This is a genomic window from Phenylobacterium sp., from assembly GCF_016124325.1.
Lineage (GTDB): Bacteria > Pseudomonadota > Alphaproteobacteria > Caulobacterales > Caulobacteraceae > Phenylobacterium.
In genome coordinates this window covers 74,689-100,261 of sequence record NZ_WGNY01000036.1, presented here as the reverse complement: position 1 = coordinate 100,261, position 25,573 = coordinate 74,689, and the positions used below count along the sequence as shown (strand labels likewise).

Genomic DNA, 25,573 nt, shown 5'->3' with positions numbered 1-25,573 from the left:
GCCCTCCGCCGCGGCCGGTCCCCGGGATCCCCGCGCGTCTCTGAGGGCGCCTTAGGGATCCTCTCACGCATGGATATCGTCTTCCTCGCCGGCGTGGTCATCACCCTGGTGACCGCCATTCCCGTGGTGATGCAGTTGCGCACCCACCCGAAGGGGCTGGTGATCCTGTTCTTCGCCGAGATGTGGGAACGCTTCTCCTACTATGGAATGCGCGGCCTGCTGATCTTCTACCTGACGCAGCATTTCCTGTTCGACGACAAGACCGCCCAGGGCCAGTACGGCGCCTACACCTCGCTCGTGTACCTGCTGCCCCTGGTGGGCGGCTTCGTCGCCGACCGCTGGCTGGGCACGCGCAAGGCGATCGCGTTCGGCGCCCTGCTGCTGGTGGCGGGCCACTTCACCATGGCGTTCGAGGGCAAGCCCGCGATCCAGCAGCTCACCTACCAGGGCGCGACCTACGAGTTCCAGACGACCGGACGCGGCGACGCGCGCGAGGTGAAGCTGAAGGTGGGCGACGGCGTCTACGACTACGGGCCGGCGCCGGACGGCGGCCTGGCGATCAAGGGGCTGCCCGAGGCCAGCCCGCTCCCCGCGGTCCTGCCGAAGGGCGCCTACGACCTGTCGGTGCGCGAGCAGACGCCGATCTTCAAGGACGTGCTCTATCTGGCGCTGGCGCTGATCATCATGGGGGTCGGCTTCCTCAAGGCGAACATCTCCTCGCTCGTCGGCCAGCTCTATCCGCAGGGCGATCCCAAGCGCGATCCGGGCTTCACCCTCTACTACTACGGCATCAACCTGGGCTCGTTCTGGGCCGCCATCGCCTGCGGCTGGCTGGGCCAGAACGTCGGCTGGAACTGGGGCTTCGGGGCGGCCGGCCTGGGCATGCTGCTCGGCTTCGTGGTCTTCGTGCTGGGCAAGCCCATGCTTCAGGGCAAGGGCGAGCCGCCGGATCCGGTGAAGCTCGCCACGCCGGTCGCCGGCCCGATCACGACGGAATGGCTGATCTACCTCGGCGGGCTGGCCGGCGTGGGGCTGGTGTGGCTGCTGGTCCAGAAGAACGCCGCGGTGGGCTATATGCTGGCGGTGGGCGCGGTGGCGGTGCTGGGCTACCTCGGCGTCTTCATGGCGACCAAGTGCTCCAAGGCCGAGCGCGAGCGGATGATGCTGGCGCTCGTCCTCGTGGCGGGCTCGGTCGTGTTCTGGGCGCTGTTCGAGCAGGCGGGCTCGTCGCTCAACCAGTTCGCCGAGCGCAACACCGACCTTTCGATCGGCTTCGGCCAGTCGATCACGGCGGCTCAGACCCAGAGTTTCAACGCCGGCTTCATCCTGATCTTCGCGCCGGTCTTCTCGGCTATCTGGGCCGCGCTCGGCAGCCGCCGGCTGGACCCGAACCCGGCGATCAAGTTCGGCCTGGGCCTGCTGCAGGTTGCCGCCGGCTTCTTCGTCCTGGTGCTGGGCGCCAAGTTCGCGGGTCCAGACTTCCGGGTGCCGGTGATCTTCCTCATGCTGGCCTACCTGCTGCACACCACGGGCGAGCTTTGCCTGTCGCCGGTGGGCCTGTCGCAGATGACCAAGCTGGCGCCGGCGCCGGTGCTGGCGACCATGATGGCGACCTGGTTCCTGGGCACCTCGGGCGCCCAGTGGGTGGCCGGGCTCATCGCCCAGCTCACGGCCACCGAGACCGTGGCGGGCCAGGTGCTCGATCCCGGCAAGGCGCTGGCCACCTACGTCGAGGTGTTCGCCAAGATCGGGGGCGTGGGCGTGGCGGCCGGCCTGCTGATGCTGGCCTTCTCGCCGATCCTGAAGAAATGGGCGCACGGCGTGAACGACCCCCACGCCCAGCAGCCCGAGCCGATCGCCCCCACGCTGGACGGCGAGCGGCAGGCGGTGAACCCGCAGGCGATGCGGGCCGACCGCAACGCCTAGGGGGCCTAGCCACTCTCGATGAGGCATCGTGAGTGGACAAGAAGGCCTCCAAATTCAGAGCAGCGAGCGCGTTGATCCCAGTCGGCTTGATTCAAGCCGACTGGGACATGCTCTAGGTGGAAGTCCCGCTCGATCGCTTGAAGACATTTCAGGTCGTCATGGCCCGGCTTGTCCGGGCCACCCATGAACATTGACCCCGCGGGACAGGACGCTGCGCCGCCGCCGCCAAACCGGCCGATATCGGTGTTCATGGGTCGCCCGGACAAGCCGGGCGATGACGGCGAAGGTCGGTTGGTCGAGTCGTCGACCTAGAGCGCGTTAGGCGAAAGTGTGAGCGGTTTCGCAGCTTGAACGCGCTCTATACTTTTGGATCTCGAGCACGGTTCAGCGGTCAGGTGATTCCACCTGACCCCATCTTGCTCTAGCGGGTGGTCGCCGGAGGGCTGGCGCTAGCCGAACTTCTTCTGCAGCCGGATGAAGGCGCCGTAGGGCGTGCGCGTCTGGTCGCGGGCCTGAACGTCCGGCGCCCCGCCGGCGTTGCGCGGCCCCGGATAAGTGGCGGTGTAGTCGCGCAGGCCGCGCTGGGTGGCGTTGAACAGCTCCAGGCGCAGGTTCAGGTCGTCACGCGGGCGGATTTCGATGTAAGGCCGCACCAGGGCCGAGAGCTTGAAGTCCTCGATCTGGTTGAAGCGGTAGTAGCGCTCGCGGAAGCTGCCGTAGACGTCGACGCCCCAGGTCATGTTCCAGCGCGGCACGTCCTGGCTGAAGCTCACGTTCCAGTCGATGGGGTGGTAGCCCGAGATGCCACGGCTCTCGTGCGTGGTCGGATCGGTCACGTCGGTCCAGCCGCGCCGCACGTCGCCCTTGAGCTGCCCGCGGGCCACGCCCAGCTTGTCGGTGGGCAGGGTGAGTTCGAGCTTGAGCTCGTCCTTCGACCCGTCGCCGATGTTGGCCGGGGCGTCGAACACCGCGCCGGACGGATCGAAGACCGGCGCGCGATCGACGACGTCGGAAAGCTCGTAGTGGCGGGCGGTCAGCACGATCGAGCCCGAGGTCCAGAACCGCTGCTCCAGCGCGACCTCGGCGGCCCAGGCCTGTTCGGGATTGAGGTCGGGATTGCCGGCGTAGATCGATCCGGTCGTCGTCAGGTTGGCGCTGGCGACGAAGTCGTTGAAGTTGAGCTGTCCTACCTCTCGTTCGCCGCGTAGCCGAAGCTGGGTGGTCGCCGTCGGCGCCCAAGTGACCGTGAGGCGCGGCTTCGCATAGCGCAGCGTCTTCTTCAGTGTGACGTCGCCATCCGATGAGATGGTCGAGGTCTCGTAGCGCAGACCACCGTCGATGGTCCAACGGGGCGCCGGCCGCCACGAAGACTTCAGGAAGACCTCGCCTCGCTTCTCCTCGACCTCGACGTTGGCGGCCGGCAGGGGGACGGGCGCGCCGTCGACGGCCAGCCGGCTTTCGGAGTCGAGTTTGTTGACCGCGCCTTCGCCGCCCAGCTCGAAAGACAGCCGCTCGCCGAAGCGCCGCTTCAGCACCAGCCGCCCGATGGTCTCGGTCTGGTCGCTGGACCGGGAGAAGTCGCTGAGGCTCGCGCCGGTGAAGAAGCGGTCGCTGAGGTCGACGTTGTGCGTCTGGCGCAAGGCGATGGCTTCCAGGTCGGCCGCCTCGCCCAGGGGCCGCCCGAACCGGCCGCCTACTTCGCTTTCGTGGGTCAGCCGGGTGAAGTTGTCGGTCTCGGCCGGCGGGATGCGGGTGAAGAACTGGTCGGCTTCCTCCGACTTGTACTTCTCGGAAAAGAGCCGGCCGTTCAGGCGCAGCCGGCCGCCGGCCAGCGGGGTCTCGTAGGCGGCCGTGCCGAGGTACTGCACCTCGTCGCCCTCGGCGTCGATATAGTAGGGCTGGGCGGGGGCGCCCGAGCCGAACGTCCGCAGGCCGGGGCCATCGCCGGCGCCGTCGTCGATGAACTTGCGGGCCTGGGCCGATAGCTCCCAGTTGCGCCCGTCCGAGGTCCCGGAGGCGTCGACGCGCAGGCCGCCGGAATGGCGGCCGTCGTGCACGATGAAGTCCTTGGCCTCGACCAGGCCCTTGGCGCCGCCGGAGCGCGTGCGGACGATGTTGGCCAGCACCGTCTTGCCCTGCATGTCGACGCCCGGCGCGCCGCCGCGGATCACGTCGATGCGCGCGACGCTGGAGGCGGGGATGCGCTTGAGGATGTCGTCCAGGTCGTCGCTCTTGCTGGCCGGCCGCTGGCCGTCGATCAGGACGTTGCCCGCCGCCCCCTCGAAGCCGCGGACCGCATCGCCCTTGTCCAGCGTGAAGCCCGGTATCCGGTTGACCATGTCGAGCGCGGTGGTGGGCTGCTGGGCGGCGAAGAACTCGGGGCCATAGCTGACCACGCCCTGGGCCGGGGCCTCGGCGACCGGTCCCGCGATGGCGGCGGCCTGCGCCAGGACCTGCGCGATCAGCATTCGTCTCCTCCCCGCCCGGCAACCTCGCCGTGTGTCGGAGCACAGGCGGTGAAAATGGCTAACGACATCTGAATCGCCGGCCCCTTGCGGGGCGGCTTACATTCGTGATCCGTCGGCGCCAATCCCGAGGGCTGTCAGCCTCCGAACGTGTGGCGCACGCGGATGTAGACGTTGTGGCCGGGTTTCAGATGCCGGTCGTCGACGTAGCTCAGCGCGCCGGTGTCGCGTGGGCCGTCGTAGGCGGCGGTGGTGATGCGGATGCCGCGCTTGGTCCAGTTGCCGATCTCGAAGCGCACGATGGTGTCGGGGTCCAGGCGCTTCTCGACCCAGGTGGTGAGGTAGGCGTCCTCCAGCTTCACCTCGGTCACGTACTGCACCTGGTAGGTCTTGCGCTGCCAGCCGCCGTAGACGTCGAAGCCCAGGCTGGCGCCCAGGTCGGGCAGGTCCTGGCTGAAGTGCGCCTCCCACTCCAGCGGCCGCAGCCGGGTGATGTTGCGGTGGGTGAGGGTGGTCGGGTCGGTGACCGAGGCCCAGCGCCGGTTGATCTCGCCGCGCAGCAGGGCGCCGTTCCAGCCGAAGTGGTCGAAGGGCAGGTTGAGGGTCGCGGTCAGCTCGTCCTTGGTTCCGTCGCCGATATTGGTGGGCTGGTCGAAGACCACGGCGGTGGGCTGGCCGGTCACCGGGTCGGGGACGGTCAGGCGCACCGGGCCGCGATCGATCACGTCGCTGAGCTCGGAGTGGCGATAGGTCAGGGTGACCGCCGCGCTCTTCCAGAACCGCTGCTCGATCGCCGCCTCGCCGACCCAGGCCTGTTCGGGGTTGAGGTCGGGGTTGCCGGCCGAGACGCCGGTGCCGCCGCTGAAGTCCGAGCCGGCGACGAAGTCGTCGAAGTCGAGCTGGCCCACCACCCGCTCGACGCGGAAGCGAAGCTGGGTGTTCTTGACCGGGGTCCAGGTGGCCGCCAGCCGCGGCTTGAGGAAGCCCAGGCTCTTGGACAGCGCCACGTCGCCGTCGGAGGTGATCTTCGAGGCCTCGTAGCGGAGGCTGGCGTCGAAGGTCCAGGCGGGCGAGAGCCGCCAGGTTCCCTTGCCGAATACTTCGGCGCGCTTCTCCTTAACGCGTACGTCGGCCGCTGGAAGCGGAATGGGCGCGCCGTCGGAGAACACCGAGGTTTCGCTGTCCAGGTCGTTCAGGGCCGCCTCGCCGCCGAATTCGAACGAGAGCGCGCTCGACATCTGGTGCTTCAGCACCGCCCGGCCGATCGTCTCGCTGGAGTTGCGCTTGTTGCGGAATTCGTCCGCGCCGCCCCGGAAGGTGAAGAGGTCGAAGGTGTGGTAGTCGGTGTCGGTGCGCAGGCCGACCAGTTCGAGCTTGGTCCGGGCGCCCAGGTCGCGGCTGTAGCGGGCGCCGAGCTCGGTCTGGAACTCGTCGTACGGATTGACGTCGTTCGACGCGCCGAAGTCGGCCGGCTGGGTGAACCGGTCCGTCTCCTCCGACTTCCAGCTGTCCCAGAAGGCCCGGCCGTTGAGTGAGATGCGGCCGCCCAACAGCGGCTGGGAATAGGCGGCGGTGAGGATCTGCTGCAGCCCGTCGCTCTCGGATTTCACGTCGGCGCGCCGGATGACCTGGCCGTCGGGGCCCAGGCGGACCAGCGGGCCGAACTCGCCGCCGTCGTCGTTGCCGTACCCGTAGCGGGCCGTGGCCTCCCAGGTGCGCGTCCCGTCGCCGCCGGAAAGCTCCAGACGCATGCCGGTCATGTTGCGCCCGTCCCAGAGGTGGTTCTCGACCGCCTGGTAGAGCCCCCGCCAGCCGCCGCCCTTCTTCTTGATGACGTTGGCGATGACGGTCTTGCCCTGCATGTCGATACCGGGCGCGCCGCCGCGGATGATGTCGATCCGCTCGACCTGGGAAACGGGAATGCGGCGCAGGATCTCTTCGAGGTTGTCGCTCTTGCTCGCCGGTCGCTGGCCGTCGATCACCACATTGCCCGCCGCGCCTTCGTAGCCGCGCACGTCGTCGCCGGTGTCGAGCGTGAAGCCGGGCACGCGGGCCAGCATCTCGGCCGCGTTCGCCACCTGCTGGCCTTCGAAGAACGAGGCCGGATAGCCGATGACGCCGTCCGGCAGCGCCGTCGCGGGCTGCGGCGCGGCCGCGACGGCGGCCTGCGCCAGGAGGGTGGCGATCAACATGCAGGTACTCCCCAATGGGGAACACCTGACCCGCGCCGGCGCCGCGAGCCGAGTTAAATGCCCGTAAGGTGCATTAAATCGCGGAAATCTTTGCGCCGCTCAGATTGACAGATGTAGTTTATCCGGCCGCCGGCGGCCAGGTCTCGAACTGCGGCGCATCGTCGGCGATCACCTCCCAGCGGGCCTTCGAGCCGACGAAGATGTGACCGGAGATGGGGAGGTCGCAGTCGCCGTCCAGCATCCCGGCCGGGACCAGGACCCGCCGCCCGTCCCGCAGGATATGCGGCGCCGGACTGCCGCAGGTGCGGCAGAACAGGCTCTTCCAGCCGCTCGGCGTGGCGTAGACCTGGACGTTGTCCTCGCCCGACAGCCACTCGAACCGCTCGCGGCGCACGTTCAGTACGGCGTTCGAACCCGTCCCCGAGACGCGCCGGCAGAGCGAGCAGTGGCAAAATCCGACCGCGGGCAACTTGTCGCGGAGGCCGAAGCTCACCGCGCCGCAGAGGCATCGGCCGGTCGCGACGAACGCCTCCCCGGACATCAGACCGCCGTCCCGCCGACCGTCAGGCCGGTGATCTTCAGCGACGGCTGGCCCACGCCCACGGGCACGCTCTGGCCCGCCTTGCCGCACACCCCGACGCCGGGGTCGAAGTCGAAGTCGTCGCCGATCATGGTGACCCGGGTCAGAGCCGAGGGGCCGTCGCCGATCAGGGTCGCGCCCTTCACCGGCGTGGTCACCTTGCCGTCCTCGATCAGGTAGGCCTCGGTGCACTGGAAGACGAACTTCCCGTTGGTGATGTCCACCTGGCCGCCGCCGAAGTTGGCGCAGTAGAGGCCGCGCTTCGTCGAGGCGATCATTTCCGCCCGCGGGGTGTCGCCGCCGAGCATGCCGGTGTTGGTCATCCGCGGCATGGGCATGTGGGCGTAGGACTGGCGCCGCGCGTTGCCGGTGGGCGAGAGGCCCATGAGCCGGGCGCTCATCCGGTCGTGCATGTAGCCCACCAGCACGCCGTCCTCGATCAGGATCGTGCGTTCGGTCGGCGTGCCTTCGTCGTCGACGGTCAGCGAGCCGCGGCGTCCGGCGAGGGAGCCGTCGTCGAACACCGTGACGCCCGGCGCGGCCACCCGCTGGCCGATACGGCCCGAGAACGCCGAGGTGCCCTTGCGGTTGAAGTCGCCCTCCAGGCCGTGGCCGACCGCCTCGTGCAGCAGCACGCCGTTCCAGCCCGGGCCCAGGACCACGTCCATCTCGCCGGCGGGGCAGGGGACGGCGTCGAGGTTGACCAGCGCTTGGCGCAGCGCCTCGTCCACCTGGGCCTGCCACTTGTCGGGGGTGATCCAGGTCTCGAAGCCGGCGCGGCCGCCGGCGCCGGTGTAGCCGGTCTCGCGGCGCCCATCGCGCTCGACCGTGATCTGGACGTTGACGCGGCTGAGCGGGCGAACGTCGCGGATCAGCCGTCCGTCGGCGCGCAGGATCTCCACCATCCGCCGCTCGCCGGCGATGGAGGCCATCACCTGCACGACGCGCGAATCCCGGGCGCGGGCCCAGGCGTCGATCTCCTGCAGCAGGGCGACCTTGTCGGCGAAGGCCGGCGAGGCCAGCGGGTTCTCCTCGCCGTAGAGCCTGGCGTTGGTGGCGCGTGGGGCCTCGGCGGCGGTTCCCGCATAGCCGCGCTTGGCCAGGCGGGCCGAGTCGGCGGCGCGGCGGATCGCGGCCTCGGAAATCTCACTGGCGTGGGCGTAGCCGGCCGTCTCGCCCGCCACGACGCGCAGGCCGAAGCCCTCGGTCGAATCGTAGGCGGCCGACTTCAGCCGCCCGTCGTCGAACAGGAACGACTCGCTTTCCGAGCGCTCGACGAACAGTTCGCCGTCGTCGGCGCCCGCCAGGGCGTCGGAGAGGACCTCGCGGGCGCGGTCGGCGTCGACGCCGGCGGATTCGAGAATGGAGGGGGCGGTGACAGGGGCGTTCATGACGTGAACATAGGCGCCGCGTCGGGGCGAGGCCAGCGCGACTGGCGCCCGCATGTCTCGCCCCCCATGTCTGCCCCCCAAGCCAAGCTGGAGCGCCTGATGGCCTATTCCCTGTACGACGCCTCGATCCCGGTCTTCCTCCACATGCTGCGCAACCTGGACGCCATACTGGACAAGGCCGAGGCGCACGCGAAGGCCAACGGCGTCGACCTGCAGACCTACGTCGACGCGCGGCTGGCGCCGGACATGCATCCCCTCACCAACCAGATCCAGCTCGCCAGCGACGCGGCCAAGAGCGGCGCAGCGCGCCTGGCCGGCGTGACCCCGCCCAGCTTTCCCGACACCGAGACCACCTGGCCCGAGCTGAAGGCGCGCATCGCCAAGACCATCGACTTCCTCGAAGGCGTGAAGCGCGAGCAGGTCGACGGCCGCGAGGACGCCGTCGTCGAACTGCCGCTCCCCGGCCGGACGCTCTCGTTCAGCGGCCGCGATTTCCTGGCCCGGTTCGCCGTGCCCAACTTCCTGTTCCACGTCACCACGGCCTACGCCCTGCTGCGCGCCCAGGGCGTGCCCCTGGGCAAGCTGGATTTCCTGAACGGCGCGGGCGCGATCGCTATCTAGCTGCGGCGGCGTGTCGCGGCCGACCGACCGATTCGCTCAACGCGGCCGGTTCCGGATCAGCCCCGGTCGCGCCCCGGCCGGCCGGACGGCGGCCGACCCCGGAAAACCCGGCGATCGCCGCCTCCGCCGCAGGGCCGGACCGCCTGCGGCCCCCGCTCGCAGAACGGGGGTCGGCGCTCTGTCGCGACGTAAGCGCCTCTGACGCCTTGGCAAGCCCAAGCGATGCGCGTATGGACCCCGACGAAGGGGCCGGTCGGGCGTCGGGTGAGCTGCGTCCGCGCGACCTGTTCGTGATGCTGGCGGAGAGCTGCGGATCACGCCTCACGGGGCGCCGCCGGCTCAAGCACACCGAGGGGACATGACGTCGAGCTTTCATGGATTGCGGACGCGGGCGGCCGGGGCCCTCGCGGGCGCTGGGGCGGCGTTCTGGGGCGCGACCGCCTGGGCGCAGGACAAGTTCGGTCAGCCGACCGACGGCGCCATCGACCTGCAGCCCGGCGTGACGCCGCTGCGCGAACAGGCGATCTGGTTCCACAACATCATCCTGCTGCCCATCATCACGGCCATCGTGCTGTTCGTGCTGGGCCTGCTGGTGTGGGTGATGATCCGCTACAACAAGCGGGCCAACCCGACCCCGGCGAAGTGGAGCCACAACACCCCGATCGAGATCGTCTGGACGGTCGTCCCGGTGATGATCCTGATGGTCATCGCCGTGTTCTCGTTCCGGCTGCTGTTCGCCTACAACGACATGCCGAAGCCCGACCTGACCATCAAGGCGACGGGCTACCAGTGGTACTGGGGCTATGAGTACCCCGACCAGAAGATCGGCGAGTTCATCTCCAACGTCCTGCCCGAGGACGAGGCCAAGGCGCGCAACGTGCCCTACAAGCTGGCCGTGACCGAGCCGCTCTACGCCCCCGTGGGCAAGGTGGTGCGGGTGCAGGTGACGGGCGCCGACGTGATCCACGCCTTCGCCGTTCCGTCGTTCGGGATCATCACCGACGCGATCCCCGGCCGCCTGAACGAGACCTGGTTCAAGGCCGACCGCATCGGCGTCTACTACGGCAACTGCCGCGAGCTCTGCGGCGTCGACCACGCCTTCATGCCCATCGAGGTGCACGTGGTCAGCCAGGCCGACTTCGACGCCTGGGTCGCCAAGAAGGGCGGCGAGGTCGCCGGCGCGGCTCCCGCGCCTGAGGCGGCCCCGGCCGCGGACGCCGCTGGCGAGCCCGCCGCGGCGACGGCCCCGGCCGCCACGCCCGTTTCGACCACTCCTGCGGCGCCCGCCGCCGCAACCCCTGCGCCCGCCGCGGCGCCGGGCGCGCACTAAGCCAGGATCCGCGTAACATGGCTCACGCTGCTGCTCACGACACCCACGACGACCACGGCCACACGCCGGGGTTCTTCACCCGGTGGTTCCTCTCCACGAACCACAAGGACATCGGCACGCTGTACATCCTGTTCGCCATCATGGCGGGCCTGGTGGGCGGCGCGCTGTCGGGCCTCATCCGCGCCGAGCTGATGGAGCCGGGCATCCAGATCTTCCGTGAGGGCTCCTGGCTGGCCCAGATCAAGATCGCGGGCTCCCCGCTGATCGAGCCCTCGAAGCAGGGCTACAACGTCGTGGTCACCGCCCACGCCCTGATCATGATCTTCTTCATGGTCATGCCGGCGATGATCGGCGGGTTCGGCAACTGGTTCGTGCCGATCATGATCGGCGCGCCGGACATGGCCTTCCCGCGGATGAACAACATCTCGTTCTGGCTGCTGGTCGCGGCCTGGGTGCTGCTGGTCACCTCGATGTTCGTCGACGGCGGGCCGGGCAAGGGCTTCGGCGGGGGCTGGACGCTCTATCCGCCGCTCTCCACCTCGGGCCACCCCGGGCCGGCGATGGACTGCGCGATCCTGTCGGTCCACCTGGCCGGCGCCAGTTCGATCCTGGGCGCCATCAACTTCATCACCACCATCTTCAACATGCGCGCGCCGGGCATGACCCTGCACCGGATGCCGCTGTTCGTGTGGTCGGTGCTGGTGACGGTCTTCCTGCTGCTGCTCTCGCTGCCCGTGCTGGCCGGCGCGATCACCATGCTGCTGACCGACCGCAACTTCCACACCCACTTCTTCGATGCGGCCGGCGGCGGCGACCCCGTCATGTACCAGCACCTGTTCTGGTTCTTCGGCCACCCCGAGGTGTACATCCTGATCCTGCCGGGCTTCGGCATCATCAGCCACATCGTCTCGACCTTCTCTAAGAAGCCCGTCTTCGGCTACCTCGCCATGGCCTACGCCATGGTCGCCATCGGCTTCATCGGCTTCGTCGTGTGGGCCCACCACATGTACACGGTCGGCATGTCGATCCAGCTGCGCGCCTACTTCGTGGCCGCGACCATGGTCATCGCCGTCCCGACAGGGGTGAAGGTGTTCTCGTGGATCGCCACGATGTGGGGCGGCTCCATCGACTTCAAGGTGCCGATGCTCTGGGCGATCGGCTTCATCTTCCTGTTCACGGTGGGCGGGGTGACGGGCGTCGTCCTGGCCAACGCCGGCATCGACTACAGCCTGCACGACACCTACTACGTGGTGGCCCACTTCCACTACGTGCTGAGCCTCGGCGCCGTGTTCGCGATCTTCGCGGGCTTCTACTACTGGTTCGAGAAGATGTGGGGCGTGAAGTACCGCGAGTGGCTGGGCGCGCTGCACTTCTGGGTCACGTTCATCGGCGTGAACCTGATCTTCTTCCCGCAGCACTTCCTGGGCCTCCAGGGCATGCCGCGCCGCTACATCGACTATCCGGAAGGCTTCGCGACCTGGAACAAGGTGTCGACCATCGGCTACGAGATCACCGCCGTCGGCGTCCTGATCTTCCTGCTGGTGCTGATCGACGCCATGGTCTTCCGCCGCAAGGCCGAGGCCAATCCCTGGGGCGAAGGCGCCACGACGCTGGAGTGGACCCTGTCCTCGCCGCCGCCGTTCCACCAGTTCAGCGAACTGCCGGTGATCAAGCCCGACGTCCACTGAGGCGCGGCGGACCGATCGCCTGACACGATACGGAGGGCGCGTTCCGCACGGAGCGCGCCCTTCGGACATTCTGAGAGTATGATCGCATGGCCATGGCCACGGCCCATCCCACATCCCGCGTCCCCGCCCGCTGGCAGGACTACGTCCAGCTGCTGAAGCCGCGGGTGATGTCGCTGGTGGTGTTCACCGCGCTGACGGGCCTCGTCTGCGCGCCGGCCCACGTGAACCCGATCCTGGGCGCGGTGGCGATCCTGTGCATCGCGGTGGGCGCCGGCGCGAGCGGCGCGCTCAACATGTGGTACGACGCCGACATCGACGCGGCCATGCGGCGCACGCGCGGCCGGCCGGTGCCGGCGGGCCGCGTGCAGGGCGCCGACGCCCTGGCCCTGGGCGTGGTGCTGTCGCTGTTCTCGGTGATGCTGATGGGCATGGCGCTGAACTGGTTCGCCGCCGGCCTGCTCGCCTTCACCATCCTGTTCTACGCCGTGGTCTACACCATGTGGCTCAAGCGCTGGACGGCGCAGAACATCGTCATCGGCGGGCTCGCCGGGGCGTTGCCGCCGGTGATCGGCTGGGCCGCGGCGACGGGCGCGGCGCCGGCCAACGCCTGGCTGCTGTGCGCGATCATCTTCATGTGGACGCCGCCCCACTTCTGGGCGCTGTCGCTCTACACCTCGGAAGACTACGCCAAGGCCGGCGTGCCGATGCTGCCGGTGGTGAAGGGCGCGGCGGCCACGCGGCTGCAGGTGCTGATCTACAGCCTGATGCTGATACCGGTCTGCGTGGCGCCGGCCTTCAGCGGCCTGGGTGGCGCGATCTACCTGGGCGTCTCGGGCCTGGGCGGGCTGGTGTTCCTGCTGCTGGCGTGGCGGCTCTACCGCAGCCGGGCGGGCGAGGCGGCCGATCCGCGCAACGACGACGGCCTCTACGACGTGCGCGCCGGGGCCCGCGACGCGCGCAACCTGTTCGCGTTTTCGATCCTCTACCTGGCCCTGCTGTTCGCGACGCTGCTGGGCGAACACCTCATGGGCGCAGCGCCCCTGGAGCTCTTCCGATGAGCGATCCCAATCGCGAGGCCGAAGATTTCGCCCGCGCCCGCCGTGGCCGCAATATCGCCTTGGCCTTGGGCTTGGTCGTCTTCGTCATTCTGATCTTCGTGGTGACCATCGTGAGGCTGGGCGGCAGTGTCGCAGAACGAACCTTCTGATCCCAATCGTCGGCGCAATACGCGGCTGGCGCTGATCTGCGCCGGGACGTTCTTCGGCATGGTGGGCGCGGCCTTCGCGGCCGTGCCGCTCTATCAGGCCTTCTGCCAGGCGACCGGGTTCGGCGGCACGGTGCGCCGGGCCGAGGCGGCGCCGACCGAGACGCTGGGCAAGACCGTCGTCGTGCGCTTCGACGCCAATGTCCGCGACCTGCCGTGGAGCTTCGAGGCCAGCCAGATCCAGCAGACGGTCAAGATCGGCGAGACCAAGCTGGCCTTCTTCCGGGTGACCAACCACGCCGATCATCCGATCACCGCGCGGGCCGTCTACAACGTGGTGCCCGAGCAGGCCGGGGCCTATTTCGAGAAGCTGCAGTGCTTCTGCTTCTCGGACCAGACCATCGCCGCCGGGGCGACGGTGGACATGCCGGTGCTCTATTTCGTCGAGCCGGGCTACGCCAAGGACATCAACACCAAGGGCAAGCCCGAGATCACGCTGAGCTACACCTTCTATCCGGCCACCGACGTGGCCACCCAGCCGCCGCCCGCCAACGGCAAGGCGGCGAGCTAGAGGCTTTCACCCTCACGGTGAAGCATCGTGAGGGGATCAGAAGGCCTCCAAATCGAAAGACGCGAGCACATTGATCCCGGCTGGCTTGATTCAAGCCAGCCGGGACGTGCTGTAGGGCGCGCCCCGCCTCAGAAGGCGTATTGGGTGCGGAACGACCAGATCCGGAAGTCCTGGCCCACCTGGGCGCCCGCGGGCGGCGTGAGCGCCCCGGCGCCGAAGGCCGTGCCGCCGGGCGAGAGGCGATCGACGCTGACGTCCTGGAAGTTGGCCTGGAAGCGCACGGCGGCGTTCGGGTACCAGTTGAGGCCCAGGGTCCAGACCTGCTGCTCGCCGCCATAGATCGGCGAGGTCCCCGAGGTGTCGTTCAGGTCGAGGTCGGAGTAGCGCGCGGCGATCTCCCAGGCGCCCCAGTCCCCGGTCTTCAGATTGAACGGCTTCTTCGGACGCGGCACGTCGAAGGCGCCAGAGGCCATGGCGTAGCGGCGCGGTTCGCCGGTGAGCGTCCAGGAGCCCTGCACGTACCAGCCCGAGAAGTCGGGATTCGACAACGCGCTGGCGCGGCGCTCGACGCCAATGTGCGAGTATTCCGACTGCAGCGTGACGGCGCGGAACTGCGCGCCGGCCTCCAGGCCCCAGGCGACGACGCGATCGGCGTCGATATTGCCGGTGTCGACCAGCCGGGTCCCGTCCACCCGCGACTCCGTCCGCTCGCGCAGCCGCACCGGGGTGGCGGCGCCGGCCGGCGCCACGTCGGGGCCGGTCGCCGACGGATGGATGATCACCGAGGTGTTGGCGCCCAGGTGGAGCAGGCCGTTCTCGCCCTTCCACGGCAGGAAGGCGACGCGCCCGACGAAGCCGAGCTGGTCGTCGAATCCCTGCTTGGTGACGAGGTTGCCGCTGAGCGCGGCCGAGGCGGTCCAGCGTTCGCCGCCCGCCAGCAGCGCCACGGCCGTGCGCCCGTCGCCGGCGGCCAGGCCGCGCGTCAGCTCGGAAATCGCCGCGCGCTCGAGGAACACGGTGCTGTAGGCCGAGGTGGAGTCGTCCATGCCCGCGAGCGGGGCGAAGGCCCCGACCTTCACCTTGACCGGGCCCAGGCCGTTGTACTGCAGCCAGGCCTGGTTGATCTGGCCGGCGCCTTCGACGCCCGTGCCGCCGAAGTCGTAGAGGAAGGCGTAGTTCCAGTCGCCGAAGGCCTTGCCCTCGATGCCGATGCGGACGCGCCGGAAGTTGGCGCCGTCGGTGAGGTCGCGGGCGTGGTCGGCCTCGGCGGCGTCGCCGAACGAGCCGCGGCGGTAGTCGGTCGCCAGCGGGCCGGCCGAGTGCTGGTCGTAGAGCGCGGTGTCGAGCTGGAAGACGCCGCGGAACGCCGCCGTGAACTGGCCGTCCGCCGAGGCGATCTGCGGGCGGGCGTTGTTGAAGGTGATCTTGGGCTGGGCCGCGACCTGCTTCTTGAGCGCCTCGTCACCGGCCGTCGTCGAGGCCTTGAGCGCCTGGACCTCGCGCTCGAGTTCGTCGTTGCGGCGCTCCAGGGCGTCGAGCCGTGCGCTCAGCGCGAGGGCCTGTTCCTGGCTGACGCCCGACCCCTGGGTGGGCGCGGTCGAGACGGCCTGGGCCATGGCTTGCGGCGCGGCGCTGCAGAAGAGGAGCGCGGCCACGGTCGGCCAGACGGTCTTGGCGAGGGTTCGTGCGAGCATGGGAATTCAGCCGTTCGATCGTTGATTGGGAGACTTCACGCGTTGGCCGCGCGAGCGGGGGACTGACGGCGGCGACGCGATCGGCGCCGCCGCACTGCGAACTGGCCCTGGGAACTCGCTATCCTGAGTCCGCGGGCGCGGACGACGCCTAGAACTCGTCCCAGACGTCGGAGGGTTCGGGCTGCGGCTTCGGCGCGGCGCCGCCCCGGGCGCCGACCGTCTTCATCTGGCGAACCGGTGCTGTTCGGCTCTGAGGCGCGGTCTTGCCCTGGGGCGCGCGGCTGACCACGCCGACCTGGAAGCGGCTGATCGACTGGTCGAGCACGTCGGCCTCGCGGCTCAGCGCGTGGCTGGCGGCCGTGGATTCCTCCACCATGGCGGCGTTCTGCTGGGTGAGCTGGTCCATCTGGTTGACGGCGGTGTTCACCTCGGCGATGCCGCGAGCCTGCTCCTGGGCGCCGGCCGCGATCTCGGTGATCAGCGAATCGATCTGCGCGACCCGCTCGATGATCCGCTCCAGCGACTCGCCGGTCCGGCCCACGCGGTCCACGCCCTCGCGAACCTGGGTGCTCGAGGCCGAGATGAGGGCCTTGATCTCCTTGGCGGCCTCGGCCGAGCGCTGGGCCAGGGCCCGGACCTCGGAGGCGACCACGGCGAAGCCCTTGCCGGCGTCGCCGGCCCGGGCGGCTTCCACCCCGGCGTTGAGCGCCAGCAGGTTGGTCTGGAAGGCGATCTCGTCGATCACCCCGATGATGCTGCTGATCTCGTTGGCCGAGGTTTCGATCTGGCTCATGGCGGAGACGGCCTCCGACACCACCGTGCCGCTGGCCTGGGCGTCGGTGCGCGCCGCCTGGACGACGCTGGCGCATTCGTTGGCGCCCTCGGCCGACGTCTTCATGGTGGAGGTGATCTCCTCCAGCGCCGCGGCGGTCTCTTCCAGGCTGGCGGCCTGCTGCTCGGTGCGGCGCGACAGGTTGTCGGCGGCGCTGGCGATCTCGCCGGAGCCGGCGCGGATGGCCCGCACGTTGCCGACGACCACCGTCATGGCGTCCTGCAGCTGGGTCATGGCGGCGTTGAAGTCGTCCTTCAGCTTCCGGTAGTCGTCGGGGAACGCCGCCTCGATGCGGTGCGTCAGGTCGCCCACGCTGAGGCGTTCCAGGCCGCGGCCCAGGTTCTGCACCACCTCGGCCAGCTCGGCCGCCGCCTGGGCCTTGGCGGCCTCGTTGCGGGCGCGCTCCTCGTCGGCGGCCTTGCGCTGCTCGGCGGTCAGGCCTTCCAGCCGCAGCTTCTCGACCCCGGCGTCCTTGAAGACGCCGACGGCGGCCGCCATCAGCCCGAGCTCGTCGCGGCGGCCCTGGGCCGGAACGTCGACCGTGAAGTCGCCGCCCGCCAGCCTGCGCATCGCCTCGGTCAGCGCGGTCACCGGCCGCGCGATGGCGCGGGTCAGCAGCACGCCCAGCGCGGCGGCGATCAGCAAGCCGAACAGGATGCAGCCGGCCAGCGACAGGTTCGCGATGCGGGTCACCGCCGTCTGGTCGGCCGCCAGGGCGTCCATGCGCTTGGATTGGGTCTCGAACAGCGCCGCGATGCCGTCCTCGGCCGGCGCGATCAGGCCGTCGGCGACCCCATCGGGACCGACCATCGCGACGGCCGCGTCGTGGGTGGCGGGATCACGGGCCAGGGCGACGCCCGCCTCGACCACCTTCGCGTGCCAAGTGTCGGCCGCGGCGAGCACATCGTCCACGCCCTTGACCTGGTCGGCCTCGCCCGCCAGCAGCGTCTTGCTGTTCGCGAGGCTCTTTTTGAAGTTGCCGCGGTGCTGGGCGATCTTGCCGAGATAGAAATCGTCGCCTGACAGGAGGTATCCGCGATAGCTGTTCTCCTGCCGCGCCAAGTAAAATTTGGCCTGTTCCAAGGTGGCGATGGTGTCTTGGGTCTTCTCGACCTCTTTGCGGGCCTTCTCCAGCGAGGTGAGCGAGTAGAACGCCGAACCGCCCATGCCGGCCATGGTCAGAACGACCGCGGCGAAACCGATGGCGAGCTTGCGGGAAATGCGGAGATTGTCGAGGAGCACCTGGGAGACCTCAAATTGGATTCAGCAGTCCTTTCCTTCATCGCGGAGGGAAGTCGCCGGATGGTTACCGACGGGGCCGACCCGCCTGGACCAAATGTCGCAGGGCGATGGTCCGGCGCTTCGGCGGGGCTTCTGCTGCGACTTGTGCGGCCTTTCCCCTTGGCGAACGGTCCGAGGCGGCGCTATAGCGTCCGCCATTGAGCGCGTCCGACTCTGCGTGTCGGCGCGTGGGGGTAGCTACGAGGGGTAAGGATCGCGATGGCCGCCGGCGTGAAGCACGACTACCACCTGGTCAATCCGAGCCCGTATCCGCTGATCGGTTCGGTCGCCGCCACGGTGATGGCGCTGGGCGGCGTCACCTGGATGAAGGGCCTGTTCGGCCTGCCGCAGCATACGGCGTGGCTGTTCTTCGCGGGCCTGGCCGGCGTGCTCTACACCATGGTCGGCTGGTGGAGCGACGTGGTGAAGGAAGCCAACCAGGGCGACCACACCCCCGTCGTGTCGATCGGCCTGCGCTACGGCATGGTGCTGTTCATCGCCTCGGAGGTGATGTTCTTCGTCGCGTGGTTCTGGATCTTCTTCGAGATGGCCCTGTTCCACGGCAACCGGACGCTGGCGCCCATCGAAGAGGTGCGCGCCGCCTGGGCCACCTTCCCGCCGAAGGGCATCGAGACGGTGGCGCCCTTCCAGCTCCCGCTCGTCAACACGCTCACCCTGCTGCTGTCCGGCACCACCGTGACCTGGGCCCACCACGCCCTGCAGCAAGGCGACCGCAAGAGCGCCAAGATCGGCCTTCTGCTCACCATCCTGCTCGGCGTGATGTTCACCTCGGTGCAGGCCTACGAGTACAGCCACATCTTCGAGCACCACTACTTCTTCGGCGGCGCCGGCGCGGAGAACTCCGGCCTCTACGGTTCGTCCTTCATCATGGCGACGGGCTTCCACGGCTTCCACGTGCTGGTCGGCTCGATCTTCCTGACCGTCTGCCTGATCCGCCTGATGGGTGGCGGCTTCACGCCCAAGCAGCACTTCGGCTTCGAGGCGGCGGCCTGGTACTGGCACTTCGTCGACGTGGTGTGGCTGTTCCTCTTCGCCTTCATCTACGTGATCTTCGGGGCGCACTAGCCGAGCCATGTCCAAGCCCAATCCGCTGCTGTCTGGGATGGCGGGCCGCTGTCCCAACTGCGGAGAGGGTCATCTCTTCGACGGGTTCCTGAAGGTCGCCCAGACCTGCGAGGCCTGCGGCTACGATCTGTCCAAGGCCGACAGCGGCGACGGGCCGGCGGTGTTCGTGATCATGATCGCGGGCTTCATCGTGGCCTTCGCCGCGCTGTTCACCGAGTTCACCATCCACCCGCCGATCTGGGTGCACCTGGTGATCTGGCTGCCGATGACGCTGGTCGTCTGCCTGGGCCTCCTGCGGCCGTTCAAGGGCGCCATGCTCGCGGCGCAGTTCATGAACAAGGCCTCCGAAGCCCGGCATGACTGAGCGCCGGGGCTTTCCCGTCGGCCTGACGATCACTGTCGCCATCGCCTTCGTCATCCTGATGGGCCTCGGGACCTGGCAGGTCCAGCGGCTGCACTGGAAAGAGGACATGCTGGCGCGCATCGCCGCGCTGCAGGCCGCGCCCGCCCGGCCGATCGGCCCCGTGCTCGACCGCGTGGCCCAGGGCGGCGACGCCGACTTCACGCGCGTCAAGGTCGCCTGCGCCGGACTTTCGAAGGCGCCGTTCCTCGAGCTCTATTTCGTCACCGAGGGCCAGGCGGGCGTGCGGCTGATCTCGGCCTGCCGCCTGGACGGCGGTCCCTATCGCAGCATCCTCGTCGACCGGGGCTTCACGGCCGACACCGAGGCCGCGCGGCCGGCGGTCGACGCCGCCGACGCCACGCCCGTCGAGCTGGTCGGCGTCCTGCGCAAGATGGCGCACGGCAACCCCTTCTCGCCGAAGAACTCGGCCGGCCACTGGTACACCCGCGACCTGCCGGCCATGGCCGCGGCGCTGAAGGCGCCCGATCCCGCGCCGCTGTTCCTGATGGCCGAGACGGCGACCAATCCCGACACGCCGACGCTCGTTCCGGCGCCCGTGCCCTCGGACATCCCCAACAACCACCTGGGCTACGCCATCACCTGGTACGGCCTTGCCGCGGCCTTGCTCGGCGTTTATGCGGCCATGCTCCTTCGCAGGCGGAAAACCTGATGCGCTACGTCTCAACCCGTGGGCAGGCGCCCGCGGTCGGTTTCGCCGACGCCGTGCTCGGCGGGCTCGCGCCCGACGGCGGCCTCTACGTGCCCGAGATCTGGCCCACGTTCAGCCGCCAGGAGATCGCGGGCTTCGCCGGCCAGCCTTACGCCAAGGTCGCCGCCCGGGTGCTGGGCGCCTTCGCCGGTGACGAGATCGCCACGGCCGACGTCGAGGCGATGTGCGAGGAGGCCTATGCGACGTTCAGCCATGCGGCTGTCGTCCCGCTCGTGCAGATCGCGCCGCAGGCGTTCGTCGCCGAGCTGTTCCACGGGCCGAGCCTGGCGTTCAAGGACGTGGCCATGCAGCTGCTGGCGCGGCTGTACGATCACCTGCTGGCCGGGCAGGGCCGCACACAGACCATCCTTTGCGCGACGTCCGGCGACACGGGCGGGGCGGCGGTCGAGGCTTTCCGCGGCTCGAAGTCCACGCGGGTGGTGGCGATGTTCCCGGAGGGCCGGATCTCCGAGGTGCAGCGCCGGTTCATGACCACGGCCGAGGAGGCCAACATCGCCTGCGTGGCGGTGAAGGGCACCTTCGACGACTGCCAGGCCATCCTGAAGGACGCCATGGCCGACAAGGCGTTGCGCCAGGCGGTCGACCTGGCGGCGGTCAACTCGATCAACTTCGCGCGCATCGCCGCCCAGGCCGTCTACTACTTCACCACCGCCGTGGCGCTGGGCGCGCCCGGGCGCGAGGTGAGCTTCGTGGTGCCGTCGGGCAACTTCGGCGACGCCTTCGCGGGCTACGTCGCGCGTCGCATGGGCCTGCCGATCGGCCGCATCGTGGTGGCCACCAACGCCAACGACATCCTGGCGCGCGCCTTCCGCACCGGCCGCTATTCGCGCGGGACGGTGCAGCCGACCATTTCGCCGGCCATGGACATCCAGTCGGCGTCGAACTTCGAGCGCCTCTATTTCGAGGCCGTGGAACGGGAGGCGACCGACACCGCGCGCGCCTTCGAGGCCTTCGCCCGGGCCGGGGTGATCGACATCCCGCCGCGCGCGCTCTCGGCCATGCAGGCGGTCTTCACCGGCGTCGCGATCGACGAGGCCGACACCCGCCGCACCATGGTTTCCACCCTCAACGAGACGGGTGAACTGATCGACCCCCACACCGCCGTGGCCGTGGCCGCCCTGAACCGCCAGGCGCCCGACGGCGTCGCGGTGGTGCTCTCCACGGCCCATCCGGCCAAGTTCCCGGAGGACGTGGCCAAGACCTGCGGAGTGACGCCGCAGCTTCCGCGCGGGGCGGCCAACCTGGAAGGGCGGCCCGAACGCTTCGACCGCCTGCCCGCCGACGCCGACACCATCAAGGCCTACGTCCGCGCCTTCGCGGAGGGCTGAGCCTTGGCCCCCCGCGTGCACAGGCTGAGCAACGGCGTGCGCGTCGTCTGCGATCCCCTGCCGGGCTGGCAGACGGTGGCGCTGTCGGTGGTGGCCGGCCGCGGCGCGCGGATGGAGGACCCGGCCCGGTCCGGCTGGTCGCACCTGCTCGAGCACATGGTGTTCAAGGGCGCGGGCGCGCGCTCGGCCAAGGCGATCGTCGAGGTGATCGAGGCCGGCGGCGGCCACATCAACGCCGCCACGGGCTACGAGCGCACCAGCTTCCAGGTGCGCGCCCTGAAGGACGGGCTGGACCTGGGATCGGCGGTGATCGCCGACCTCCTCCAGCGGCCGGCCATGGACCCCGAAGACCTGGTCCGCGAGAAGCAGGTGGTGGGCCAGGAGATCGCCGAGGCCGCCGACACGCCTGACGATTTCGTCTTCGAGCTCGCCCAGGAGGCGGCGTTCGACGGTCACGCCCTGGGCCGGCCGATCCTGGGCACCGTGAAATCGATCGGCGCGGCGACGCCGGAGACCCTCGACGCCTGGCGGGCCCGCCTCTACGCGGCCGACACGCTGGTGGTCAGCGCCGCCGGGGCGGTGGACGAGGACGAGCTGCTGCGCCTGGCCGAGCGCGACTTCGGGGCCGCCGCCGCCGCGCCCGCGCCGCCGCCGCCGCCCGCGCCTTTCGTCGGCGGCCTGCGGCCGGTGGCCAAGCGGCTGGAGCAGGCCAATGTGGTGCTGCTGCTGCCGGCGCTGGGCGCCCAGGACCCGGATTACTTCACCCTGCGGCTGCTGGCCGAGATCCTCGGCGGCGGCATGGCCTCGCGGCTGTTCCAGGAGGCGCGGGAGGCGCGGGGCCTGGCCTACACGATCGACGCCTACGCCGAGACCTACAGCGACACCGGCGTGCTGGGCGTGTTCGCCGGCTGCGCGGCGTCGGACGCGGCCGAGCTGGCCGAGGTGACGGCCCGCGAGATCCGGGGGCTCGCCGAGCCCGTCGGGGCGGCCGAGCTTTCGCGCGCCAAGGCCCAGCTGAAGGGCGGGCTGTTCATGAGCCGCGAGGCGGCGCTGGCGCGGGCCGAGCACGCGGCGGGCCAGGTATTGCTGTTCGGCGCGCCGCTGGACCCCGACACCCTGGCCAACGAGATCGACGCGGTCACGCCGGACCGGCTGGCGGCGCTCACCGCGCGGATCCTGGCCGAACGGAAGGCCGCTGTGGCGGTGCTGGGCCCAAAGGCTGCGACGCCAGCCGCCGCGGCGTTCGAACAGGCGCTGTTCGGCTGAAGCGCGCGCCGCGCTCAGGCGGCGGGGCTCTGCCCGATCAGTTTGCCGAGGGCTTCCAGATACCTGGCGAACGCGTCGCGGCCCGCCGGCGTGATGCGGGCGCGGGTGCGCGGCTTGCGGCCCAGGAAGCTCTTCTCGATGGCGACATAGCCGGCTTCCTCCAGCTTTCGCAGCTGGATCGACAGGTTGCCCTGCGTGACCTCCAGAACCGACTTCAACTCGTTGAAGTCGGCCACCTCGGCGTCGGCCAGATAGGCCATGACCCCCAGACGCAGGCGTCCGTGGATGACGTCGTCGATCCGCCCGATGTCGAAGCGGTCGGCCATGGGGTCAGGCGGTCCGGCCGTCGCGCAGCAGGGCGAGGCCTGGGACCAGCATGAAGGCGATGAACCCGAAGGCCGCGAGGGCCATGTAGGCGGGGACCACGTCGATGGCGAAGCCCATGGCGATCCCGGTGGCGAACCAGCCGCCCGCGATGGCGCCGAACCAGCGGCGACGGCGGACATGCCAGGCGACGAGCCACGCCGCCCCCTGCAAGACGAAGACCGCGCAGGGGAAGATCAGCCAGATCTGGAAGCTCTGCGCGCGCCATGCCGCGCCGCCGACCACGGCGGCGAGCGCGAGGTTCGCCAGGCCGGCGGCCTGGAACGCCGCCCCGATCGCCCGGTTGGCGGTGTTGGGCGGAGCGCCCCGCCGGCGCCACAGGAGCCACGACAGCAGCGCCAGGAAGACCAGGGTGGGGCCCAGGCCCACCAGCATGGCCGCGGCGGGCGCGGTGAACCAGCCGGCCCAGGCCTGCAGCATGTGCAGCGCCATCTGGGTTCCGTAGCAGGCGCCGCCGACCGCATAGCCCTCGCCGAGCTGGCGCTGGAAGTTGTTGTCGCCGCCGGTCACGAGGCCGCGCAGGAAGGCCAGGTCGTCGCGCGCCTCGTCGGCGGGGGTGCGGGCGGTCATCGGGCGGCCTCCAGGCGGCTGGGCTCGGCCTTGGGCGTGCGCCAGGGCCGACGGCGGCCGTTGAGTACGCCGCCGACGAAGGTGTGGCGGACCAGCAGTTCGTAGCTGGCGAACATGATCGCGAAGCCGATGGCCAGGACCGTCACGAACTTGGCCTCCCATGGCCAGTCGAAGCGAGAGACCCAGGCCTGCAGCACGATCACCAGCGGCAGGTGGATCAGATAGATCCAATAGGACGAGTCGGCGATGTAGCGGCGCATCGGGCTGTGGCCGGACAGGAACCGCAGGGCCAGGCCGATGACGGCGAAGGTCCAGGCCCAGCTCGCCAGGGCATAGGCCGCCGCGAGGGCCCATTTCGCCGCGCCCGGCGGCTGGGGCGTGACGACGGGCGCGAGCCCCAGAACGGCGAGCAGGCCGCCGGTGAGGGCCACGGCCAGCGCGAGGTTGACCGGCCAATGGCGCCGCCAGGCCTCCAGCGCCCCGACCTGGCGATGGACCAGCCAGCCGAAAGCGAAGGCGGCGAAGAACTGGATCGCCGCCGGCGGGTTGGGGATCAGGTTGGAGTCGGGGGTCGGCACGCCGAACCAGGCCAGCCACCCCGGGAAGAGAGCCAGGGCGACGGCGGCGGGCGCGGCCAGGGCGAGCGCGCCCAGCGGATGGCGCGCGACCGCGCCCACGATCGCGTCGACGCCGGCCCGCAGCTTCCCTGCGCGGTCGGCCCGGGCGAGCCCCGCCCGCAGGACCAGGACCGCCGCGTACAGCCAGAGCAGGGCGTAGAGGAACCACAGGTGGGTCAGGGGGAAGGCGCCGGGCGGCTGCGGCGGCGAGGGCGGCGGCTTGGTCGGGAAGACGCCGGTGGCGACATAGACCGCGTAGCCGCCCGCCAGGAGGATGGCGAACAGCAGGATCGGCCAGCCGACGACGAGGGGCAGGGCGATGCGCTTCAGGCGGTCCATGACGAAGCCGCGCGCGCCCAGGCGATGGAAGCTCATGTGCGCGAAGAAGCCGGCGATCAGGAAGAAGGTCGTCATGCGGAACATGTGCGAGACGAAGAAGACCCCGCCCAGCAGGGGCGAGCGGGCGACGTCGGTCACCAGCCATACGGACGGTCCGGGCAGGAACGACATGGTGGCGTGGAAGACCACGCCCAGCATCAGGGCGTAGCCGCGCACGGCGTCGAGGCCGTGCAGGCGTTCGGATCCGTCGGGCATTGCGGTCTCCGGTGCGAAAGGGTCGCCGGGCGCGGCGCGCCCGGCGCAGTGAGGAGACGGGCTTGGGGTTCCGTCGACCGTCCAACTACGACAACTAGTTTAAATTGTAAACTAGTCTATTCGACCTCGAGGTGTCTTGACGCCCCCGGCGATTGGAGGGTGTCTTCCCGTATGGCTCTGCTGGACTGGATCGCGCCCGAGAGCGGCCTTCGCATCGAAGGCCAGGGCGTGCGCCTGCGCCCCCCGCGCGCGTCGGACTTCGCCGAGTGGCGGGAGCTGCGCGCGGCGAGCCGGTCGTTCCTGCAGCCATGGGAGCCGACCTGGCCGGCCGACGACCTTTCGCGCGCGGCGTTCCGGCGGCGGCTCCTGGCCTACGCGCGCGACCGGGAGGCCGGCGTGGCCTATCCCTTCTTCATCTTCCGCGCCTCGGACGACGCCCTGACGGGCGGGATCACCTTGTCCAACATCCGCCGTGGCGTGGCCCAGATGGGGGCGGTGGGCTACTGGTGCGGGCAAGCCTACACCCGGCAAGGACTGACCCTCGGCGCCGTGCGCGCGCTGTCGGAATTCGCGTTCCGCACGCTGGGCCTGCACAGGCTGGAAGCGGCCTGCATTCCCGACAACCAGCCCTCCCGCGCGCTGCTCGGCAAGGCGGGCTTCGTCGAAGAGGGATTTGCGCGGGCTTATCTGAAAATTAACGGCGCTTGGCGAGATCATGTTCTGTTCGGCCAAGTGAGCCCCTACCCGGGGCGAGAGGGTCTGGACGAAGGGGTGTCGGTCTGACCCGACGCCCGCAACGCAGGCGCAAATACGGGACTGA

At 69.8% G+C, this 25,573-nt stretch carries 22 protein-coding genes; 13 read left to right on the top strand and 9 right to left on the bottom strand.

The features are described 5' to 3' along the window. Positions 1-69 precede the first annotated feature (69 nt). A complete protein-coding gene (locus GC203_RS19860; protein ID WP_293458238.1) occupies positions 70-1,926 on the top strand; it encodes a peptide MFS transporter in 1,857 nt (618 codons plus the stop codon). A gap of 449 nt (positions 1,927-2,375) precedes the next feature. Here the strand turns inward: GC203_RS19860 and GC203_RS19855 are convergent, their stop codons facing one another. The 4 genes from GC203_RS19855 to tldD form a co-directional block, all read right to left on the bottom strand. Beyond that, positions 2,376-4,394: a TonB-dependent receptor gene (locus tag GC203_RS19855; protein WP_293458236.1), complete on the bottom strand. Its 2,019-nt coding sequence runs from the start codon at positions 4,392-4,394 to the stop codon at positions 2,376-2,378. 134 nt (positions 4,395-4,528) lie between these two features. After that, a complete protein-coding gene (locus GC203_RS19850; RefSeq protein ID WP_293458235.1) occupies positions 4,529-6,583 on the bottom strand; it encodes a TonB-dependent receptor in 2,055 nt (684 codons plus the stop codon). A 118-nt stretch (positions 6,584-6,701) separates the two neighbouring features. Beyond that, positions 6,702-7,124, bottom strand: a complete 423-nt coding sequence (locus GC203_RS19845) for a GFA family protein (RefSeq protein WP_293458234.1) — start codon at positions 7,122-7,124, stop codon at positions 6,702-6,704. Continuing rightward, entirely contained in the window at positions 7,124-8,554 is a 1,431-nt protein-coding gene (gene tldD, locus GC203_RS19840) for a metalloprotease TldD (RefSeq protein WP_293458232.1), read from the bottom strand. Before tldD ends, GC203_RS19845 begins: the two co-directional genes overlap by 1 nt. A 66-nt stretch (positions 8,555-8,620) precedes the next feature. On the opposite strand from tldD, the gene GC203_RS19835 reads away from it, so the two are divergent. The 6 genes from GC203_RS19835 to GC203_RS19810 all read left to right on the top strand — a co-directional run bounded on the left by GC203_RS19835 (position 8,621) and on the right by GC203_RS19810 (position 13,968). Beyond that, positions 8,621-9,175 (top strand): DUF1993 family protein, encoded by a 555-nt coding sequence (locus GC203_RS19835; protein ID WP_293458230.1) that lies wholly within the window; start codon positions 8,621-8,623, stop codon positions 9,173-9,175. A gap of 358 nt (positions 9,176-9,533) precedes the next feature. After that, on the top strand, positions 9,534-10,505 hold the full coding sequence (coxB, locus tag GC203_RS19830) for a cytochrome c oxidase subunit II (RefSeq protein WP_293458228.1): 972 nt from the start codon (positions 9,534-9,536) through the stop codon (positions 10,503-10,505). Between the two features lie 17 nt (positions 10,506-10,522). Next, on the top strand, positions 10,523-12,193 hold the full coding sequence (gene ctaD, locus GC203_RS19825) for a cytochrome c oxidase subunit I (protein ID WP_293458227.1): 1,671 nt from the start codon (positions 10,523-10,525) through the stop codon (positions 12,191-12,193). Positions 12,194-12,279: 86 nt separating this feature from the next. Then, positions 12,280-13,251 carry a heme o synthase gene (gene cyoE / locus GC203_RS19820; protein ID WP_293458226.1) on the top strand — a complete coding sequence of 324 codons (972 nt, stop codon included), beginning with the start codon at positions 12,280-12,282 and terminating at the stop codon, positions 13,249-13,251. Further along, positions 13,248-13,400, top strand: a complete 153-nt coding sequence (locus GC203_RS19815; protein WP_293458224.1) for a hypothetical protein — start codon at positions 13,248-13,250, stop codon at positions 13,398-13,400. Before cyoE ends, GC203_RS19815 begins: the two co-directional genes overlap by 4 nt. Further along, the gene (locus tag GC203_RS19810) at positions 13,378-13,968 is read left to right on the top strand and encodes a cytochrome c oxidase assembly protein (protein ID WP_293458222.1); all 591 of its coding nucleotides are present in this window, start codon (positions 13,378-13,380) and stop codon (positions 13,966-13,968) included. Before GC203_RS19815 ends, GC203_RS19810 begins: the two co-directional genes overlap by 23 nt. A gap of 128 nt (positions 13,969-14,096) precedes the next feature. Here GC203_RS19810 and GC203_RS19805 read toward each other — a convergent pair whose 3' ends face one another. Together GC203_RS19805 and GC203_RS19800 are read right to left on the bottom strand one after the other, a co-directional pair. Next, positions 14,097-15,662, bottom strand: coding sequence for a porin (locus tag GC203_RS19805; protein WP_293458221.1), 1,566 nt, complete (start codon positions 15,660-15,662; stop codon positions 14,097-14,099). A 148-nt stretch (positions 15,663-15,810) separates the two neighbouring features. Next, complete coding sequence (locus tag GC203_RS19800; RefSeq protein ID WP_293458219.1) at positions 15,811-17,736, bottom strand: methyl-accepting chemotaxis protein; 1,926 nt, start codon at positions 17,734-17,736, stop codon at positions 15,811-15,813. A 258-nt stretch (positions 17,737-17,994) separates the two neighbouring features. Between GC203_RS19800 and GC203_RS19795 the strand changes: the two genes are divergently transcribed. From GC203_RS19795 to GC203_RS19775, 5 genes are read left to right on the top strand one after another with little or no spacing between them, the layout of a single operon-like run. Continuing rightward, positions 17,995-18,861, top strand: coding sequence for a cytochrome c oxidase subunit 3 (locus GC203_RS19795; protein WP_293458217.1), 867 nt, complete (start codon positions 17,995-17,997; stop codon positions 18,859-18,861). Between the two features lie 7 nt (positions 18,862-18,868). Then, complete coding sequence (locus GC203_RS19790) at positions 18,869-19,225, top strand: DUF983 domain-containing protein (RefSeq protein WP_293458216.1); 357 nt, start codon at positions 18,869-18,871, stop codon at positions 19,223-19,225. After that, a complete protein-coding gene (locus GC203_RS19785; protein ID WP_293458214.1) occupies positions 19,218-19,934 on the top strand; it encodes an SURF1 family protein in 717 nt (238 codons plus the stop codon). The genes GC203_RS19790 and GC203_RS19785 overlap by 8 nt, the downstream gene beginning before the upstream one ends. Next, entirely contained in the window at positions 19,934-21,322 is a 1,389-nt protein-coding gene (gene thrC / locus GC203_RS19780; protein ID WP_293458212.1) for a threonine synthase, read from the top strand. The genes GC203_RS19785 and thrC overlap by 1 nt, the downstream gene beginning before the upstream one ends. Positions 21,323-21,325: 3 nt before the next feature. Next, a complete protein-coding gene (locus GC203_RS19775; RefSeq protein ID WP_293458210.1) occupies positions 21,326-22,588 on the top strand; it encodes a pitrilysin family protein in 1,263 nt (420 codons plus the stop codon). Positions 22,589-22,602: 14 nt separating this feature from the next. Here GC203_RS19775 and GC203_RS19770 read toward each other — a convergent pair whose 3' ends face one another. The 3 genes from GC203_RS19770 to GC203_RS19760 are packed head-to-tail and all read right to left on the bottom strand — an operon-like array spanning position 22,603 to position 24,753. After that, the gene (locus tag GC203_RS19770; protein WP_293458208.1) at positions 22,603-22,914 is read right to left on the bottom strand and encodes a transcriptional regulator; all 312 of its coding nucleotides are present in this window, start codon (positions 22,912-22,914) and stop codon (positions 22,603-22,605) included. A 4-nt stretch (positions 22,915-22,918) separates the two neighbouring features. Beyond that, the gene (locus GC203_RS19765) at positions 22,919-23,542 is read right to left on the bottom strand and encodes a hypothetical protein (RefSeq protein WP_293458206.1); all 624 of its coding nucleotides are present in this window, start codon (positions 23,540-23,542) and stop codon (positions 22,919-22,921) included. Continuing rightward, entirely contained in the window at positions 23,539-24,753 is a 1,215-nt protein-coding gene (locus GC203_RS19760; RefSeq protein ID WP_293458205.1) for an acyltransferase family protein, read from the bottom strand. Before GC203_RS19760 ends, GC203_RS19765 begins: the two co-directional genes overlap by 4 nt. Before the next feature lie 171 nt (positions 24,754-24,924). Between GC203_RS19760 and GC203_RS19755 the strand changes: the two genes are divergently transcribed. Further along, entirely contained in the window at positions 24,925-25,536 is a 612-nt protein-coding gene (locus tag GC203_RS19755; protein ID WP_293458204.1) for a GNAT family protein, read from the top strand. The last annotated feature ends 37 nt before the right edge of the window (positions 25,537-25,573 follow it).

Excerpts from the sequence above, each read along its gene's own strand:
- cyoE (WP_293458226.1), top strand. The coding sequence starts at position 12,280 with ATGGCCATGGCCACGGCCCATCCCACATCCCGCGTCCCCGCCCGCTGG.
- GC203_RS19755 (WP_293458204.1), top strand. The coding sequence starts at position 24,925 with ATGGCTCTGCTGGACTGGATCGCGCCCGAGAGCGGCCTTCGCATCGAA.
- coxB (WP_293458228.1), top strand. The coding sequence starts at position 9,534 with ATGACGTCGAGCTTTCATGGATTGCGGACGCGGGCGGCCGGGGCCCTC.
- GC203_RS19770 (WP_293458208.1), bottom strand. The coding sequence starts at position 22,914 with ATGGCCGACCGCTTCGACATCGGGCGGATCGACGACGTCATCCACGGA.
- GC203_RS19785 (WP_293458214.1), top strand. The coding sequence starts at position 19,218 with ATGACTGAGCGCCGGGGCTTTCCCGTCGGCCTGACGATCACTGTCGCC.
- GC203_RS19855 (WP_293458236.1), bottom strand. The coding sequence starts at position 4,394 with ATGCTGATCGCGCAGGTCCTGGCGCAGGCCGCCGCCATCGCGGGACCG.
- thrC (WP_293458212.1), top strand. The coding sequence starts at position 19,934 with ATGCGCTACGTCTCAACCCGTGGGCAGGCGCCCGCGGTCGGTTTCGCC.
- tldD (WP_293458232.1), bottom strand. The coding sequence starts at position 8,554 with ATGAACGCCCCTGTCACCGCCCCCTCCATTCTCGAATCCGCCGGCGTC.
- GC203_RS19815 (WP_293458224.1), top strand. The coding sequence starts at position 13,248 with ATGAGCGATCCCAATCGCGAGGCCGAAGATTTCGCCCGCGCCCGCCGT.
- GC203_RS19760 (WP_293458205.1), bottom strand. The coding sequence starts at position 24,753 with ATGCCCGACGGATCCGAACGCCTGCACGGCCTCGACGCCGTGCGCGGC.
- GC203_RS19850 (WP_293458235.1), bottom strand. The coding sequence starts at position 6,583 with ATGTTGATCGCCACCCTCCTGGCGCAGGCCGCCGTCGCGGCCGCGCCG.
- GC203_RS19765 (WP_293458206.1), bottom strand. The coding sequence starts at position 23,542 with ATGACCGCCCGCACCCCCGCCGACGAGGCGCGCGACGACCTGGCCTTC.
- GC203_RS19805 (WP_293458221.1), bottom strand. The coding sequence starts at position 15,662 with ATGCTCGCACGAACCCTCGCCAAGACCGTCTGGCCGACCGTGGCCGCG.
- GC203_RS19845 (WP_293458234.1), bottom strand. The coding sequence starts at position 7,124 with ATGTCCGGGGAGGCGTTCGTCGCGACCGGCCGATGCCTCTGCGGCGCG.
- ctaD (WP_293458227.1), top strand. The coding sequence starts at position 10,523 with ATGGCTCACGCTGCTGCTCACGACACCCACGACGACCACGGCCACACG.
- GC203_RS19790 (WP_293458216.1), top strand. The coding sequence starts at position 18,869 with ATGTCCAAGCCCAATCCGCTGCTGTCTGGGATGGCGGGCCGCTGTCCC.
- GC203_RS19860 (WP_293458238.1), top strand. The coding sequence starts at position 70 with ATGGATATCGTCTTCCTCGCCGGCGTGGTCATCACCCTGGTGACCGCC.
- GC203_RS19835 (WP_293458230.1), top strand. The coding sequence starts at position 8,621 with ATGTCTGCCCCCCAAGCCAAGCTGGAGCGCCTGATGGCCTATTCCCTG.
- GC203_RS19795 (WP_293458217.1), top strand. The coding sequence starts at position 17,995 with ATGGCCGCCGGCGTGAAGCACGACTACCACCTGGTCAATCCGAGCCCG.